Raw genomic sequence first — 16,527 nt, forward strand, 5'->3', positions numbered from 1 at the left:
CTGTTTCTCCTACCAATGGACCTACGAGATCCCTATGCTTTCAAGTAGCTTTCTTGATTTCACTCGATGCACATCCGTTCCAACTTCTTTTGGACTCATACCAAGAGACAATCCAATTAGCTGGGTTAAGTAGAACGTGGGAACCTTGACAAGGTCCTTAAATTTTCTGGATAAGGCAATCTGTCCCATGTCAAACTGTTCGAAACACGAAGGGCAAATGACAGACAGAGCCTCGATTTCCCTTTCCCTTATATGTCTAAGTTTTTCTTTGACAATTGCATAACCGGCGTCTTGGTCGGCATTTGCCCCAAGTGGAGAGCCACAACACAGGAATTTCCTGGAATACTCGGTCGGTTCCATACCAATAATGGACAGGAGATGGTCCATACGTACCGGAACGTATGATTCCGACTCTGATAGTTCTTCAGGGTACATTAACTTGGGTGGCCTGAAATAGTGGCAACCATAGTGACAACCGATTTTTACTGGAATATCTCTCACTTTCTCTTTTATGAGCCTTTCAATAACAGTGTCCTGATAGAGAACATCCAAGATATGAGTGACTTCAATTGTCCCTTTGTAATGATGATTTTGTTCTTCAAGTATCTTGTTTACTTTTCGTCTTTTTGAATCACTTTTCTTGAGAGTGTGATTTGCTTCCTTCAAAGTATTTACACACCCTGAACAAAGAGTCATCAAATTAAGACCCTGTTCCTCCGCCAAACAAAGGTTTAAGGCGGCCAGCGCCAGCCACGAATCATAGTGGACCATTTTAAGACTCGTAGGAGGAGGGCAGCAAGCGAAAGGCAAATCGACCAGATCTATGTTTAACCGTTCACAGACCTTGCGTGTAGCAGCCTCGAAACCAGGATATTTTATAGGAATGGCGCATCCTAAATAAAGAGCGTATTTCATGGCTTCCTTGTAATTAAAGGGGACGTTTGTGCGACCCCGGTCTAGAATTCGATGACTTCATCGAGTCGAGTTTTCTTGAATATTTCTCGTATCTCATCAATCGGGACAGGGAGGAGTGGCGCCAAACCATGGTGGGCTCTCATCTCGTCTAGTTGATGCACTATCATCGACCTGCCTGTTTTGGCCAGGAGTTCAATGGCTATACCAAGTTTGTCGGGAACGTTGCCCCGTCTTGCCGCTGAATTTCTTAAGGCCACCAAAAGATCGGAAATTGGGATTTTCTGGGGACAACGATCTTCACAAACATTACATGTGCAACACACCCAAAGTCTTTCGTCTTCAACGACTTGATCGTGGCCGAGATTAAGGCATTTGAGTATTGTTTCTCTGGGGCCGAGCGCAGAAGCGACTTCAAGAGCAGGACAGGAGCCGGTGCATCGGGCGCATTGATAGCATTCATACAATGCCTCCCTAGGGAAAAAATTCCATATTTTGACGGTCATACCGGCTCTCCCTTCTTCGTCGGTCGTTTGGCCAGCTTCTGTTTTGTGTCTTCTATTTGGCGGGAAGTAAGTTTTTGTATACCTTGTTCCATTTCCTTGACTACTTTGGCAAACTGAGCGCCTTCAGAGGCGGAAACCCAGGCAAGCCTTAGCCGATCCTTATTCAGACCCAATTTCTCCATACGTTTCCAGAATTTTTCTACCCGCTTAGACGTGTTCTGATTGGCGTTATTGTAATGGCAGTCCGACGGATGGCATCCGGAAACCAATACAGCGCCAACTCCTTTCATAAATGCCATTTCAATCCATTCGGGGGCGACTCTTGCGGAACACATCGTCCTGATAATGCGAATATTTTCTGGATATTGAATTCTGGAAACTCCGGCAAAATCGGCGCCAGCGTATGAGCACCAATTGCAAGCGAAACAGATAATTTTGCGTTCCGGTTCAGTCTGTAGCGCTGCTGTTATCTGACTGACTATTTGGGCATCAGTAAAATGGGCTTGATCCAAAGCGCCAAATTTACACTCAGGCACACATGCGCCACAACCCTGACACATGGCTTCTATAACCTCGAAGTACCCCTGTTCTTTGCTGCCCTCGATAGCGTGGTAAGGACAAACGCGAGCGCATAGACCGCACGCCGTACACTTTTCAGGGTTGATTCTGGCGGTTACGGCGGGAATCTTGACCTCGCCCCTACTCATTAGAATATTGGCGCGTGACGCCGCGGCCGAGGCCTGTGTCACAGAGTCCTTGATGTCTTTTGGACCCTCAGCGGCGCCGGCAAGAAAAACTCCGCCGGTAGTGGTGTCTACCGGCCGTAGCTTCGGATGGGCTTCCATATAAAAACCATCGGTATCCGTGGACAAATTCAATAGCCTTTGGATCACCGAAGCGTCACTTCTGGGCCTTATCCCGACAGACAGGATTACCATGTCCATATTATATCTATAAGAAGATCCTAGCAGGGTGTTCTCCCCGAGTAGCGTCAGATTGCCCTTGTTGATGTCTTCTATGATTTCACCCGGAATACCTCGAATGAATGTTACGCCTTCCCTTCTGGCCCGCTGAAAAAGGTCTTCAAATCCTTTTCCAAATGCTCGAATATCTATGTAGAAAACAAAGATTTCCGTCTCAGGCCAGTGTTCCTTTATGAGCAAGGCGTCTTTGATGGTATTCATGCAACAAACGTTGCTGCAATATGGATTGCTTCGCTTACTTCTGGATCCGATGCACTGAAGAAACGCTACTGTTTTAGGCCTTTTTCTGTCGGAAGGCCTTATCAGTTCACCTGACGAAGGCCCGCCTGCATTGATCAGGCGCTCAAATTCCAGTGTAGTAATAACATTAGGGAATCTCCCGTAACCAAGTTCGGTTAGAGCGGTCGGGTCATACACATCTACACCGGTAGCAACCACTATGGTTCCTACCTCAAGATCCAAAATCTGATCCTGTTCAGCAAAATCGATACATCTTCTTGCGCAGGCCTGAAAACACCTGTCACAAGCTACTATTCCCTGATTATTCAGACACAGGTCCATGTCTACAAGATATCTCGACGGTACAGCCTGAGCGAACGGTATGAAGATGGCGTGTCTGATCGATAGGCCTGCGTTAAACTCATCCGGAGCGAGTTGAGGACAGGCCTGAATACAGTCCCCGCAGGCAGTGCATCCATCAGTCACATATCTAGCTTTCTTGAGAACTTTGACCTTAAAATTTCCAATGTGGCCATTGACTTCTTTGATCTCTGAAAGCGTAAGCATTTCAATGTTGGGGTGACGACCAACCTCGCTCATTTTTGGGGCCAGAATGCAGATGGAACAATCCATTGTCGGGAACGTCTTGTCTATTTGGGCCATTCTGCCGCCAATACTGCCGCTTCTCTCCACCAGGTATACCTTGTATCCGGCGTCGGCCATATCAAGCGAAGCCTGAATCCCGGCGACTCCTCCACCGATAACCATTGCAGTGCGTTTGACCGGAACGGTCAGTTCAAATTGAGGCTGCAATCGCGCCGCTCTTGCGACCGCCATGGATACCAGATCTTTTGCTTTAGATGTAGCCGCTTCCCTGTCGTGGAGATGAACCCACGAGCAATGCTCCCTAATATTAGCCATCTCAAGCAAATATGGATTCAGTCCGGCGCTCTCACAGGCCGCCCTAAAGGTAGGTTCATGAAGTCGGGGCGTGCATGAAGCGACTACAACGCGATTGAGTTTCTGTTCGCGAATGTCTGTTTTGATCTGCTCCTGACCAGGCTCCGAGCATGTATATAGTGAATCCTTGGCCAGGATCACATTTGGAAGTTCTCCGGCAAAACTGGCCACGTCTTCACAGTCAACCGTACCACCAATGTTTTTCCCGCAGTGACAGACATATACCCCTATTCTCATATCTCTGGAATCCTTGTCTTTCCTCGAGTCTTCAAGCGCATGTTTCAATTCAGATTTCTCCTCGCGCCTCTCAAACCTAAACTTCGACGTTTACTTTTCGCCCAACAAAGATTGGCCGTATTCATAACCCTTATCAAAAGCGCTCAGGTTAAAGTCCTCTGTTCCACTTGGTATGGAGGCCAACACAGCCTTCTTCATCGAATCGTATTGAATTGTTTTCCCCAGTGAGGTTAGGGCTCCAAGCATGACAATATTTGCAACGATGCGTCGACCCATGCTCTCAGCTATTCTTGTCGCCGGGACCCTATATATGGTAAGGCCATCAGGATCTCTGTTGATTTGCACCAAGTCTTCATCCAGGATCAGAATTCCTCCCGATCGGATGATTCCTCCGTATGTTGCCCAGGCCCCTTGACTCATTAGAACCAGAACATCCGGATCAACCACTTTTGGATAGTGAATTGATGCGTCGGAAATTACAACATCAGCGCTGCATGATCCGCCTCGCGCCTCAGGACCGTAGCTCTGGGTGAAAACGGCGTTCTTTTGCTCATGAAGAGCCGCTGCCTTGCCCAATATGTGGCCCGACAATATTATCCCCTGTCCTCCAAATCCAGCGAACCTTATTTCTTTCTTGGCCATCAGGCGGCTCTCCCTTTGCCTTGGCCGTCAGCCTTGCCGACAACCCTCGAGACCACATTGGAGTTATAGTTTTGTATAAAATCCGGACGGTCCGTATTCACGAATGTTCCGACAACGAGTTTGCCTCTTAACTCTACAATAGCCTCACTGGGGTTCGCTCCATTCCTGATTTCGGAATTGTCTCTGTAGAATCTCATTTCATCCAGGCCGGAGCCAAGTTTGTTCGGTCTTCCAAAGCCCGTGGGACAAGGAGCGATAGCCTCGACAAAAGTGAAGCCTTTCTTATCCAGCGTCTCAGAAATTGAGTGAACTAGCTGCCGAGGATGAAACGTGGTCCATCGAGCCACATATATCGCCCCGGCTGCGTGCGCCAGATACGGGAGATTAAATGCAGGTTCCGCGTTCCCTGTTGGCGTAGTTGAAGTCTTGGCCTCTAAGGGGGTAGTAGGAGCCGCCTGTCCGCCGGTCATTCCAAAATTGAAGTTGTTGACACAAATAACCTTGAGATTAACGTTTCGGCGAGCAGCGTGTATAAGATGGTTTCCACCGATAGCGAAAAGATCTCCGTCTCCTGAGAAAACCGTTACGGTTGTGTCAGGTCGGGCTAAGGCCAGACCAGTAGCAAACGGAATGGCTCTGCCGTGAGTCGTATGGTAGGTATCCATGTCAAGGTATCCCGCCACACGTCCCGTACAGCCTATTCCAGAAACGACTGCGCACTTGTCTATCGGTAAGCCCTTCCTGTGTATGGCCTCAATAAATGTTGTCACAACAACACCCAGGCCGCATCCAGGACACCATATGTGAGGGATCCTGCCTGGTTTTAGATACTTATCGTCTGGATGAAGCCCGTGATCCTTCTGTATAAGATCATCCGCAGCTTCTTTGTTGAATGGCTGAATTGGCCTGCATCTTACTCTCATCGTCGTTTCCAATCCGGATCATAAGAATGTATGATTTAACGGGAAGGTCCGTTGCCGCGTAAAATGGCTTAAAGAAATTCTCCAACAGCTTCTTCGATCTCTTGAGGCGTATGGATGGACCCGCCCATCAGGGCCATCAATAAAACTTCCGAGCGCCCACACGATGTCCGCTCAACCTCATATGCCACCTGTCCGTAATTTATCTCCGGAACCACGAACCCCTTTACTCTTGGAGCAATAGATCTAATGAGATTAGACGGAAATGGCCAGATGGTGACAAGCTTCAGCAAACCCACTCTGCAGCCCCTATCTCTCATATCTTCCACGGCCTGTCTTGCCGCTCTTGCCGTACATCCGTAGGCAACGACAACCACTTCGGCGTCATCCAGCCCAACCGTCTCAACACGTATTATCTTTTCAGCATTCTTCCTGATTTTATCAACAATGTGGCGAACATTCCTCTCCTGAACCACATCTGTGATAACCGGATAGCCTCGCTCATCGTGAGTCAAGCCCGTAACATGAACGTGATAGCCTTGCCCCGCAATTGCCATTGGAGAAGGCATGTTTGAGGAAGTGTCGAAGGGAAGATAATCTTCCTTCGAGGAGTCCGGTTTCGGGCGATTCACCACATTGAGATTTTCTTTTTTCGGAATCACTACCTTTTCAGTCATGTGACCCACGACTTCATCCGCAAGCAGAAAAACTGGCAACCGGTATGTTTCGGAAAGGTTGAAAGCGTGTACGGTCAGATCGAAACATTCCTGAGGCGAAGATGGGGCAAGGGCTATACATCCGTAATCCCCGTGAGAGCCCCAACGGGCCTGCATTACATCGGCTTGTCCGACCAAGGTGGGAAGCCCCGTTGATGGCCCTCCTCGCTGAATGTTTACAACCACACATGGCGTCTCGGTCATCATTCCCAAACCGATATTTTCCATCATTAATGAAAATCCAGGACCGGATGTAGATGTCATGGATTTAACGCCACCCCAGGACGCGCCTAGAATCGCCGCCATGGACGCAATCTCGTCTTCCATTTGAATATAAATCCCGCCGACCTGAGGCAACCGCCTAGCCATACGCTCCGCAATCTCAGTCGCTGGGGTAATGGGGTATCCGGCGAAAAAACGACATCCCGCGGCAATTCCACCTTCGGCGCAGGCAGCGTCACCATGGATAAAATGTTCGCCGGTCAAGAGTTCTTTGCCCATTTCGAACTGTCCTCACAGTAATAACCCTCCTCAAAATCTTGAGAAGGGTTTAAGGTAGAGATCATATAAGAAAATTTAATTCAAATAACCGTGTAAACTTCCCTTACCAATCAGCTCTTCACATATCGTTTGTCTTTACGGGAATATCTTGTCGTAACTTTAAGTATATCGTTCTCCGTGATCTTCTTTGCGTCTTTGAGTTCTGCAAAAATAGCGAACTCCGGACATATAAGACTACACAGTCCGCATTCCACACAGTCTTCCGCCTGAGAAACAACTTCAGGAGGATGGTAACCCTTGGAGTTGAAGCCCTTGCTCTGCTTGAGACAACCATTGGGGCAAAATTCAATGCAGAAACCGCATCCCTTGCATCTGTTTTCGATAATCCTAACGATTCCGTGGGGAATGGAGTGGGCCTCGGAATCAAGAGGTAGACGCCAGAATTTCATTACAGTTTGGCTCCCATCCAGAGATTAAACTTTCCTATTATAATGTTTTTCACGCGTGAGTCAACTTCCAGGCCAATCTCACTGAAATTTTTTATGCTTCAGTTTCTGATGACTTCACTGTCAATACCGGGCATTTAGCGGTTCTCACAACGTTTTCAGCAGTGCTCCCGAGAATCAGATGCTTAAATCCAGTCCATCCGTGAGTTCCCATAACTATGAGATCAATACCGTTTTCCTCGACGAATTTCTTGATTTCTACCGCAGGAACTCCCACTCTCGATGTGGTTGTGATTTCGATGAGTTGGTCTTTGAATTCAGACTGGAAATCATCGAATGCCCCTTTAACCGATTCTTCGATATTCAACAAAACAGACTGAAGATCAAAAGGCACCCCGGCCTCGAATGCGGGATAGCCTAAACGGGAAGAATTGACAACGTGCAGGACCGTAAGGCTCGCTCCGAAGGCCTTTGCAAAATCTACCGCGTACATTTTGGCTGGAAGCGAGTTTTCTGAAAAATCAGTGCAGAACAAAATTTTTTTCGGTAACATGGCCATTCCTCCTCGATTCCCAAGTTTTTATAATCATAACACATTATCATGATCTCATAGCCAGATTTCAAGCGCAAGCGGCTTTTGGCCGAATCCGGAGTCAGATAGCCCTTTTTATCTTTATAGCGTTCAATTCGATCCACGTTATGATATAAGAGTTACATCACTGTTTTTCGCCCAAATAATTTAAAACGAAACGGAATTGCCGGAGTTTATACAATGAGCAATTGGGATTTTGGTTTTACCATGACCTTGGTCGGACTTACCGGGACATTCTTAACAATAGGAATTCTTATTCTGTCGATGGACATACTGAAGAGGATATTTCCGCTCAAACAGGACAGCCAAATCTCACAAAAATAAAAAACCATAGAGGGCAAATCATGTTGGAGAGCATCATCAGCGGTCTTTCGGGACTATCGCTAGGGGTTAGATTTTTATTCACATCAGGAGGGCCGAACCTGGTCATGCTTGCAGTTGCGGCCACTCTTTTGTACCTGGCCATCAAAAAGGGGGTAGAACCACTATTGCTACTTCCCATTGCGTTTGGCTGCCTGCTCGTAAACATGCCACTTAGCGACATGATGGATCAAGGCGGAATCCTGAAGTTTTTGTACGACATTGGGATCATTACGGAAGTGTTTCCACTTCTAATATTCATTGGCATTGGAGCCATGACGGATTTTGGACCACTTTTGGAAGATCCGAAGATTCTCTTGTTCGGCGCGGCTGGGCAATTTGGAATTTTCATGACGTTGCTATTGGCTTTGGTTCTCGGGTTTTCACAATTGGAAGCGGTCTGTATAGGAATCATAGGGGCATGTGACGGCCCAACGGCTATTTATGTCACATCCCAGTATGCTCCTCATTTACTGGGAGCAGTATCAGTGGCTGCTTATTCCTACATGGCCATGGTTCCTATAATTCAGCCGCCTTTGATGAACTTATTGGTCAGCCCAAAAGAGCGGGTTGTGAAAATGAAGGTCACCACGTCGAATGTTTCAACACAGACGAGACTACTTTTCCCGATAGCCGTAACGGTAGTCACCGGCCTTATCGCTCCAAAAGGCTTGCCTCTGATGGGTATGATTATGCTGGGCAATTTCATGAAAGAAAGCGGCGTGGTTCAAAGACTTACGGGCGCTTCAGAGAATGAAATCGCTAACATAGTCACTCTGTTCCTTGGTCTGGCCATTGGAGGAACTATGGAAGGGCATGCGTTCCTGAAAGCTGAAACGCTGGCGATTTTCGGTCTTGGATTCCTTGCTATTTGTACCGACACAGTGGCCGGATTACTATTTGGAAAGTTAATGTGTCGTTTGTCCGGTTGGAAAATAAACCCTTTGATTGGATCTGCGGGGATTTCGGCCTATCCGATGGCTGCCCGTGTCTCCCAGTTACAGGGTCAAAAGTACGACAAAAGAAATTTTCTTCTTATGCACGCAATGGGAGCGAACACAGGCGGACAGATTGGATCAGTCATGGCTGCTGCGATCATGCTGTCCGTGCTGAAAGGAATGGGCCTAATTTAGGGGCGCTTAGTCATTAGGACGCTGATGTTGCATTTCTCGCGCCCGCACCTGTAGATCTACAACCTTGTCCGTTTCATCCACTATTTCATCACCTAGGAGGGTTTCTATAAGGTCTTCTAAAGTTACAAGACCATCCACTCCACCGTATTCATCAACCACAACCGCTATGTGTCTACGCTTTTTGAGGAAGCTGCTCAGTAGCGCTAGGGCGTCCCAGGTACTGGGCACAAAGGAAATTGGTTTAGCTATCGTTTTGATGGTCGCTTTCGGGTTTGAGAGGGTTTTCACTGAGAAAAGATCATGAATCATGATGTATCCTATGATGTTTTCCTGATCTCCCTCATAGATAGGCACACGTGAAAAACCCTTCTGATCCAAAGCTTTTGAGGCTTCTTCTACCGTAGCGCCGGCCTCAAGGGAAAAAATTACGGTTCGAGGGGTCATGATCTCTCGTATGGCCCTGTTTTCAAGATTGATAATGTTATGAACCAGAGCGCTTTCTCCTGCGGATATTTCTCCCTCGTGAGCCCCCATACGTACTGCCGCAAGGATTTCCGCTTCCGTGATATAGGGGGTCTTGTTTTTTTTTGTGAGAAAATTCGTGAAGGATCTTATCATTGCTACAAGCGGATACATCGATATGGTGAGCCAATAGACCGGCCAGACGACCACATGCCACAAATTCCTCCAGTAAACCGCTCCTAGTGTTTTTGGCCCAATCTCTCCGACAAACAGTATTCCAAGAGTCATAAACACTGAAAAAAGTGGAATAGCCGCATGCCCCAGAGCGTAGTTAGCGTAATACCCGGCTAGAACGGCTCCTGCCGTATTAGCCACTGTATTTAGAATCAAAACGGAAGAAAGTGGTTCCGCTATCGACTTTTTCATGGCTATGAATCTTTTGGCGGCCTTGGACTCATGATCTCTACTTACCGCCACCTCGAGAGTACCTCTCCTGGTGGAATAAAGGACCGCTTCGAAAAGAGAACAATTCGCCGAAATGAAGATTGTCAAAAATACTACTATCACCAAAATGGTCATGTCGAGCCCCTCGCTCTATGAAGCTCAATTTCACTTCTTGTCTCAAATGATGAGACTGGATTGACAATTGGGATGTGAATCTTGAGAAGAAGGTGTTGAAAAGCATGACGCGACGGTAAATCTATTTCCGCCACGTCAATCTGATTTGTGTCTGGGATTATCATCCTAATCTCTATTGCTAGAGATGCGCAGCTTCTTTCGCTTATTCCATGGGGTTAGGTGAGAGTTCTTGGACAAAGTTTCTCCATCTTCAAGCTAAGATTACGGTCTACCGTCCTTTTTTCAACCGGTTTTAGCCTAATGACACCGTATCCTTTTTGTCTATATCGCTCGTCATCGTGCATTACGATGGCCTTAGGTATAAATTTCAACTGATATCCCGCGTCAAACAACCGTCTGGAAAACGACACATCTTCTCCCTGATAGAAACCAAGATCATCGTTCCACGAATGCTCATCAAAAAGGTAGTCTTTATAGATTCCATAGCCACCAGTAACATACTGGCATTTGTCGAAAGTTTGATCATAGGTTCTAAGGAATGTGTAATTTTCAATAATATTAACCCAGTCGCAGTAGCGTGACAGATCCGGGTTCAGAATTATACCTGTAGCCACGTCGAAATCACCTTTGACATCATTGATGGCTTCCGCCCAGTTCGGGTGCAACAGGAAGTCATCATCCAGACAGACGAATTTGTTGAATTTGGCGGATTGAGCCAAAACGTTTCTCATAGCTCCAAGCCGCCCCGTGTTGGCGGCGTCTTCCATAGGGAAAGTCCGTAGCCCATCGGATGCGTTGAGACCTGAGACGCAACCAGTGACCATTATCTCGTAATAATCAGGATAAAGTTTTTGGAATCTAATTGAGTCCACCAATTTAGCAAGCTTTTCCGGCCTCTTACCGTTAGTAATTATTCCAAAACTGAATCCTTGAGGTTTGTGTGAAGTCCTTGTTCGCCCAGGAACAGTCGGAGGTAGCGCTTTTCCGAACTCACTGAGAAGGTCCATGCGGGTAGAGAGTGTTAGAATCTCCAGCCTGTGTATTGCGGCAATATTATCCTGCATTTCGTTTCGCAGAATTTCTATTTCCTGTTTTACGAGATCAAAATCTGTGTCAAGGTCTAAAACACATGGGGTTGGGGCCACCATACCGGCCCCGATGTCGCTGGAACTGGAATTGACTATTCTGAGAGACTCCACATCCCGTTTCAACCCTTCCACTTCTTGCTTCAGGGCAATTATTTCATCCGATCCATTTCCTGATCGCACATTATTTATTAAGGATCTCAGTTTATTTAAGAGACTCTTTCTCGACATCTTTTTCCTCCGAATTCTAACTGTCAAGAAATACAAACATGTCTACTGACTAGCGCCAAAGACCATTGCGCCAATCGCTTGTTCTTTACAATCGTAGCCTGACAACAAAGGGGCCGACTTTTACATGCGACCCGTCCGATATATAAATCTTTCAGATCATAAGAAGTAACATAAAGAAATTCAAGAAATAATTCGACACTGTATCAATTATGACTCAATCGTCCCTATATCTTCTAAGATGCGTTCCAGCAGATCCGTTTTTTCCTTGCTATCAAGACGGTATTTTCCGGCGAATGTCTCCAAGGTCTTAAGGGCCAAAGACCTTGCAGTCTCAGCTATATTAGAAAGTTGGAACTCCCAGTACAGGGAACGCAACTCTACAATTTCCGCATCAGTCAAAGATGGATTAGACGCCCTGAGGTTCCTGTCACTGATCCAGATTGCGGATTGCAACTGATCGTTATAATTCTTTACAGACGCTTGAGGGCCCTTGCCATCCACTCTATATTGGTAGAGGAATTCCGGTATGATATGAGTATTGTCTTTTCTTGAGATCCTGGACCACAAATCGTAGTCTTGCGCAAATCTCAGTCGGCTGTCATACATTCCAGCGGCAATCACTGACGCTTTTCTGAACATCATGGTTCCATGGCCGTAATTATTATGAAATTGCAATCTCCAGAGCCTGTAAATAGGTTCTGTGATCAAATATTTTCTCTCTATTATATTCTTGCTTTCATCCATGATTTCAAAGAACGTTCCGATGAGATCAATGTTGTGGGTTCTCGAAATGATGTGAAACTGCTTTTGCAACCTATCTGGGAGGCTTATATCGTCCGCGTCCATTCTTGCTACATAATCACATTCCGCAAGACTAAGTCCCCTGTTAAGTGATTTGGTGAGTCCCATATTCTCCTGTCGAATTATCCTCACCCTATCGTCTTTGTAATTGAGAATTTGTTCCACAACTGGTTCTGTAGAGCCATCATCCAATATGAGAAACTCAAAATCACCAAAAGTCTGTTTCAATATGCTTTCAACCGCGGGTCCCAGATGAACCGAACCGTTAAAAACCGACATGAGCACTGTCACTTTTGGGTGAAACATCTACTGATTACTGGCAGGAGACTACTTCAGCCGAGATTTCACTCCGACCGGAGTTTTGATAAGTAATTTTGAACCTAGCCGAGTCATCAGCTTCAATGGATCGATGCATGCCGATGCGTCTCCTTTATCAGGGAAAGTTCCAACTGGGAGATAGTATTGAGGGAACAATTTCTTTGGACAAATTCCGAGGCGTTTCGACCCATTGTTTCTGCGAGAGCCTTATCTGACAGGATCCTGGATATGGCGCCGCGTATGCTGACTGCGTCCGTGCCGCAAAGTAGACCATTCCGACCATCTGCAATAACATCCCTGATGCCCGGAGAATCACATCCTATTACCGGGGAAGCGCAAGCCATGGCCTCGATCAGTGATTTTGGATGCCCTTCGTAGAGTGATGGCAGAATAAACGCTTGAGCGCGGTTGATATATTCAGGAAGCTCGGAATTTCGGACTCCTCCTTCCCAATCAATCATTTTTCCCATATGGGCATATTTTTCCTGAAGGCTGGGTCGAAGTCTCCCCTCACCTACCACAATCAGCCTGACATCCAATGGCTGTATCGCTTCAAAAAGCGCCTCCAGATTTTTTTCAGGAGCTATACGTCCTACGAAAATAAGTGTGTTAGGCCTTTTTGGAATACCCAGTGGGCGAAAGACATCAGTGTCAACATAATTGGGCACGACGTTCAACTTGTTTTCAGCCCACGGAAGCCTTAATAAAACATCCCTTGCCATTTCAGATGTTGTCACGAATATGCTGTCGGCGCCATCGAACACTCTTGCTTCAACCCTCAGGGCCTCCTTTGTAATCGGAGAATCAGGTCCCTGTTCCCTGAAACAATTCTGGGACCACATGTAACCACACCGAGCAATGAACGGTTTCCCAAATTGCTTTGCAATCGTTAGGGCCAGCTCGGCGCCGTACATCTGGTTAGTCTTTATTATATCAAAATCCTTAAACCTATCCTTGTGAATCTCGTGTAAATTAGATTCATACTCCTCAAGACCAAGATTCTTTTCATTACACAAGATCGTGATTCCACCCAACCGGCCCGCGTAATTCAAATCGCTCACGTCTCCATAGGTTACGAAGCTGACATCGTTCATGTCCTGGATCATTCGCCGATAAACAGCGACTTCTCGATCCAGGTTTCCCACCATGTCCCATGTTTTCAGCGATACCCCTCTGGTAAAGAACAGACCAATCCGGAGGTTCATGCAGCAATTTCTCTAGCTATGCTCAAGTATTTGGCAGCCACTTCATTCAATCGAGACACTGTGATCAGGCTTTGAAACATTTCATAGTTATCAACCATATTCTCAAGTTGCTCCAATAACTCGTCCTCGGTACGAAACGAGAGACCTCCCGCTGACACCAGTTCAGGGTGTCCGCCATCCTCGTAATATAATGAAGGAAGGCCACAGGACAACGCTTCAATAAGAGCGTTGGAACAGGGGTCGTTCTTGCTGGCTGTGATATAAATATCGTGATTCCTGAGCAAATCAGCCAGGTCTTGTGACGGAACAGCCGGTATGTGTTTTATATGTTCAAACTTCTCTGAAACGTTACCAACAAAAGAGTAATCGAAACGATCCCACTCCAGATTATCTTCAATCCACTTATAAACAGGTCCGCCTTTACGCGGATTGTTTGACCAACTTGTCGAAATAAGTCGAACTTTTCGGTACCGGTCAAATTTGACTCGCCCATTCGAGTTAAAGATTTCGTCATCAACGGCGTTGTGTATGATCGTGGGGCTTACGGGTGTGTATCCCATGTCCGCAATTCGCTGAAAAGTCCAGGCAGATTGAAGCACAGTAGCTGACGCGAATTTTTGATTCAGGTTAAAACACAGTTCATCTTTTTCACGATCATAACCCCTGATAAGGTGAATGGGTCCATCTATCCTGTGGACTACATTCAGGCGATGACTCTTGCTGAACTCAAGAAAACGTTCGACGTCAAAATGAACTGAATTAAGAATATATGCGTCAATAGATTCATCCAGCTCATTTTCCCGGACGTCCACACCAAGGCCCAACAACGCCTTCTTGAGGGCCATCATGAACTGGTTGCCACCACCATACGGGGGCTCATAGAAACTATGCCAAAGGCAAATTGTGAATTTCGATTGAGATTTCGAGGTCGACGCTTTCTCGCTGATAAATGGATTGGGGCTCTTGATCGTTATGGCCCTTTCAGGCAAGGCGTCGGTTTTCCCCAAAGAAATAGCTATCTGTTCGTATATGCTTCTCAAAATTGGGGCCGAGGACGTTGGGGAGTGTTTATCCAGAACTCTCTCATGGAACCCATCTACCAAATGAGACAGGTGGTTTTCTGCAATATCACATTCTATGATGTCGGAAGCTTCGAGAGGATTGTCGAAAATGCAAGCCGGCTCAAGAACGTCTGCGGCCAAACCAACCCTGGAGCTTAACAATTTGGTTTTAGAAGCGCCCGCCTCGAGAATGGAGTGAGGACCTCCTTCCGATCTGCTACTAACCACATATAAGTCAACCAGGTTATAAAGAACATTAAGATCATCACGTGAAAGGGAATTGATCTGGATATCGTCCGTTTCGATTTCCTTCCCCACATATGTTAATGGAATATCCCTTGATCTAAGCTGTTTTATGAGCCAGTGGCGCCTAGGACCGGCAAGCAAAGCATGGATTCGTGATCCCCTGTGTTTTAGACGAGTCAGAATTTCCAAAAGAATATCTGGGCCCTTCACCAGCTTTGGCTTAGCCAGATCCTGTCCCTCCGTATCTCGCTGGAATGAACCAATAATGTAAGAGTTAGACGGAATACCATAATCACTCTTGAGCTGCGCCAATTCGTGATCGTTTTTGGACAACGGTCTGAAAACGCTCGTATCAATAGCGTATGGGACCAGTTCACTCCTGATTCCGATCGATTCCAATTGGCTCCTCGCCTGAGAGTTCCTCGCAATCCAAGTGGAAATCATCGGAACGGCATGACGGTGCCGTGGAACAGAAAAATAGCGAAACGGTTCTCCAGGAACGTGGCAAACTATCCACTTTCCTTTTAATTTGTCGGGGGGCAAAAGATTGAGATGTTCCCACCAGGCCAAATGGACGACTTCACTCTCTTCCAGGTCAACGAAATCCACTATCCCTTCCAAGGCGAGCGCAGTCAGTCTCAGGTCCTCGTCAATTGCCCAGCCAATGCCATCTCCACCCGTGAGACACACTTTTAGTTTTTTCAAAGTTTGCATGCTCTTACTCCAAACCCTGTAGTATAATTCATTGATTCCTTTCTCACAACTTGATTGCGCCGGATATCCAGCGTGATAGCCTTACGTTTAAGCATACCTAGAACACGGCCTATAACCTCAAGGCTTATCGCCCGTTCCTTTCCCCATTCTCTCGTCTTCGAATATAACCAGTGCCGGCTCATGTCAGCCATAACACTCCAAAAACCCCCTTGAAATTCGATAACGATATCGCCAAACCCACAGGACTCAAGGACTTCCTTCCAGTAGAAGTTTGTGTACCTGCCGTAATCGCTCGGGTCCCCATGTATGGGAAAGTTGAATGGTGAGCAAATCACTACGACTCCCCGTCTCTTGAGCACATAATGAATTTCTCGTATGACAGATACGGGATCCGGCACATGTTCAAGAAGCTCGGAACAAATCACATAGTCGAAACTTTCTTCTCTAAAAGGCAGTCTGGCGGCGTCCGTCCCGACATGAGGTTTCTTGGCCAGAGACAGGTTTGCGTAAGTGACATCCAGCCCAAATCGTTCTATGTCAAACTGTCCTCTTTTTGCAGTTCGGTTACCACCAAGATCAAGTGTGCTTGAACCGGCTTTGAGTGATACCGCCTGCCTCAAATGAAACTCGTCGACATAATAGCGCCGAAGGGAATAAGAAATGTCGCGGGATTTTTCAATGCTTATGGATCGATTCAT

The 16,527-nt window shown here is 46.6% G+C and carries 16 protein-coding genes; 2 read left to right on the forward strand and 14 right to left on the reverse strand.

Annotation, left to right across the window (positions count from 1 at the left end):
* Positions 1–21 precede the first annotated feature (21 nt).
* The 8 genes from WC647_03230 to WC647_03265 all read right to left on the reverse strand — a co-directional run bounded on the left by WC647_03230 (position 22) and on the right by WC647_03265 (position 7,595).
* Entirely contained in the window at positions 22–915 is an 894-nt protein-coding gene (locus WC647_03230) for a CoB--CoM heterodisulfide reductase iron-sulfur subunit B family protein (GenBank protein MFA6221306.1), read from the reverse strand.
* 41 nt (positions 916–956) lie between these two features.
* A complete protein-coding gene (locus tag WC647_03235; GenBank protein ID MFA6221307.1) occupies positions 957–1,418 on the reverse strand; it encodes a 4Fe-4S dicluster domain-containing protein in 462 nt (153 codons plus the stop codon).
* A complete protein-coding gene (gene hdrA2, locus WC647_03240; GenBank protein ID MFA6221308.1) occupies positions 1,415–3,817 on the reverse strand; it encodes a CoB-CoM heterodisulfide reductase HdrA2 in 2,403 nt (800 codons plus the stop codon). Before hdrA2 ends, WC647_03235 begins: the two co-directional genes overlap by 4 nt.
* Positions 3,818–3,907: 90 nt before the next feature.
* Positions 3,908–4,459, reverse strand: a complete 552-nt coding sequence (locus WC647_03245) for a 2-oxoacid:acceptor oxidoreductase family protein (protein MFA6221309.1) — start codon at positions 4,457–4,459, stop codon at positions 3,908–3,910.
* Complete coding sequence (locus tag WC647_03250) at positions 4,459–5,382, reverse strand: thiamine pyrophosphate-dependent enzyme (GenBank protein ID MFA6221310.1); 924 nt, start codon at positions 5,380–5,382, stop codon at positions 4,459–4,461. The genes WC647_03245 and WC647_03250 overlap by 1 nt, the downstream gene beginning before the upstream one ends.
* Before the next feature lie 68 nt (positions 5,383–5,450).
* Positions 5,451–6,596 carry a 2-oxoacid:acceptor oxidoreductase subunit alpha gene (locus WC647_03255; GenBank protein ID MFA6221311.1) on the reverse strand — a complete coding sequence of 382 codons (1,146 nt, stop codon included), beginning with the start codon at positions 6,594–6,596 and terminating at the stop codon, positions 5,451–5,453.
* 110 nt (positions 6,597–6,706) lie between these two features.
* Positions 6,707–7,045 (reverse strand): ferredoxin family protein, encoded by a 339-nt coding sequence (locus tag WC647_03260; protein MFA6221312.1) that lies wholly within the window; start codon positions 7,043–7,045, stop codon positions 6,707–6,709.
* 91 nt (positions 7,046–7,136) lie between these two features.
* Positions 7,137–7,595, reverse strand: a complete 459-nt coding sequence (locus WC647_03265) for a universal stress protein (GenBank protein MFA6221313.1) — start codon at positions 7,593–7,595, stop codon at positions 7,137–7,139.
* 219 nt (positions 7,596–7,814) lie between these two features.
* Here WC647_03265 and WC647_03270 point away from each other — a divergent pair, with 219 nt between their 5' ends.
* Together WC647_03270 and WC647_03275 are read left to right on the forward strand one after the other, a co-directional pair.
* Entirely contained in the window at positions 7,815–7,958 is a 144-nt protein-coding gene (locus WC647_03270) for an OadG-related small transporter subunit (GenBank protein MFA6221314.1), read from the forward strand.
* Positions 7,959–7,978: 20 nt separating this feature from the next.
* Positions 7,979–9,127, forward strand: a complete 1,149-nt coding sequence (locus WC647_03275; protein ID MFA6221315.1) for a sodium ion-translocating decarboxylase subunit beta — start codon at positions 7,979–7,981, stop codon at positions 9,125–9,127.
* Between the two features lie 6 nt (positions 9,128–9,133).
* Here the strand turns inward: WC647_03275 and WC647_03280 are convergent, their stop codons facing one another.
* The 6 genes from WC647_03280 to WC647_03305 all read right to left on the reverse strand — a co-directional run bounded on the left by WC647_03280 (position 9,134) and on the right by WC647_03305 (position 16,527).
* Positions 9,134–10,168 (reverse strand): hemolysin family protein, encoded by a 1,035-nt coding sequence (locus WC647_03280; GenBank protein ID MFA6221316.1) that lies wholly within the window; start codon positions 10,166–10,168, stop codon positions 9,134–9,136.
* A 215-nt stretch (positions 10,169–10,383) separates the two neighbouring features.
* On the reverse strand, positions 10,384–11,484 hold the full coding sequence (locus WC647_03285) for a hypothetical protein (GenBank protein MFA6221317.1): 1,101 nt from the start codon (positions 11,482–11,484) through the stop codon (positions 10,384–10,386).
* A 207-nt stretch (positions 11,485–11,691) separates the two neighbouring features.
* Positions 11,692–12,591, reverse strand: a complete 900-nt coding sequence (locus WC647_03290) for a glycosyltransferase (protein MFA6221318.1) — start codon at positions 12,589–12,591, stop codon at positions 11,692–11,694.
* A 92-nt stretch (positions 12,592–12,683) separates the two neighbouring features.
* Positions 12,684–13,808: a glycosyltransferase family 4 protein gene (locus WC647_03295; GenBank protein ID MFA6221319.1), complete on the reverse strand. Its 1,125-nt coding sequence runs from the start codon at positions 13,806–13,808 to the stop codon at positions 12,684–12,686.
* Positions 13,805–15,829, reverse strand: a complete 2,025-nt coding sequence (locus WC647_03300) for a glycosyltransferase (protein MFA6221320.1) — start codon at positions 15,827–15,829, stop codon at positions 13,805–13,807. The genes WC647_03295 and WC647_03300 overlap by 4 nt, the downstream gene beginning before the upstream one ends.
* A complete protein-coding gene (locus tag WC647_03305; protein ID MFA6221321.1) occupies positions 15,817–16,527 on the reverse strand; it encodes a methyltransferase domain-containing protein in 711 nt (236 codons plus the stop codon). Before WC647_03305 ends, WC647_03300 begins: the two co-directional genes overlap by 13 nt.

This window comes from Desulfomonilaceae bacterium (assembly GCA_041662605.1).
Taxonomy (GTDB): domain Bacteria; phylum Desulfobacterota; class Desulfomonilia; order Desulfomonilales; family Desulfomonilaceae; genus CAJBEZ01.

Excerpts from the sequence above, each read along its gene's own strand:
- WC647_03235 (MFA6221307.1), bottom strand. The coding sequence starts at position 1,418 with ATGACCGTCAAAATATGGAATTTTTTCCCTAGGGAGGCATTGTATGAA.
- WC647_03280 (MFA6221316.1), bottom strand. The coding sequence starts at position 10,168 with ATGACCATTTTGGTGATAGTAGTATTTTTGACAATCTTCATTTCGGCG.
- WC647_03300 (MFA6221320.1), bottom strand. The coding sequence starts at position 15,829 with ATGCAAACTTTGAAAAAACTAAAAGTGTGTCTCACGGGTGGAGATGGC.
- hdrA2 (MFA6221308.1), bottom strand. The coding sequence starts at position 3,817 with ATGAGAATAGGGGTATATGTCTGTCACTGCGGGAAAAACATTGGTGGT.
- WC647_03305 (MFA6221321.1), bottom strand. The coding sequence starts at position 16,527 with ATGAATCGATCCATAAGCATTGAAAAATCCCGCGACATTTCTTATTCC.
- WC647_03295 (MFA6221319.1), bottom strand. The coding sequence starts at position 13,808 with ATGAACCTCCGGATTGGTCTGTTCTTTACCAGAGGGGTATCGCTGAAA.
- WC647_03265 (MFA6221313.1), bottom strand. The coding sequence starts at position 7,595 with ATGTTACCGAAAAAAATTTTGTTCTGCACTGATTTTTCAGAAAACTCG.
- WC647_03255 (MFA6221311.1), bottom strand. The coding sequence starts at position 6,596 with ATGGGCAAAGAACTCTTGACCGGCGAACATTTTATCCATGGTGACGCT.
- WC647_03270 (MFA6221314.1), top strand. The coding sequence starts at position 7,815 with ATGAGCAATTGGGATTTTGGTTTTACCATGACCTTGGTCGGACTTACC.
- WC647_03285 (MFA6221317.1), bottom strand. The coding sequence starts at position 11,484 with ATGTCGAGAAAGAGTCTCTTAAATAAACTGAGATCCTTAATAAATAAT.
- WC647_03275 (MFA6221315.1), top strand. The coding sequence starts at position 7,979 with ATGTTGGAGAGCATCATCAGCGGTCTTTCGGGACTATCGCTAGGGGTT.
- WC647_03260 (MFA6221312.1), bottom strand. The coding sequence starts at position 7,045 with ATGAAATTCTGGCGTCTACCTCTTGATTCCGAGGCCCACTCCATTCCC.
- WC647_03250 (MFA6221310.1), bottom strand. The coding sequence starts at position 5,382 with ATGAGAGTAAGATGCAGGCCAATTCAGCCATTCAACAAAGAAGCTGCG.
- WC647_03245 (MFA6221309.1), bottom strand. The coding sequence starts at position 4,459 with ATGGCCAAGAAAGAAATAAGGTTCGCTGGATTTGGAGGACAGGGGATA.
- WC647_03230 (MFA6221306.1), bottom strand. The coding sequence starts at position 915 with ATGAAATACGCTCTTTATTTAGGATGCGCCATTCCTATAAAATATCCT.
- WC647_03290 (MFA6221318.1), bottom strand. The coding sequence starts at position 12,591 with ATGTTTCACCCAAAAGTGACAGTGCTCATGTCGGTTTTTAACGGTTCG.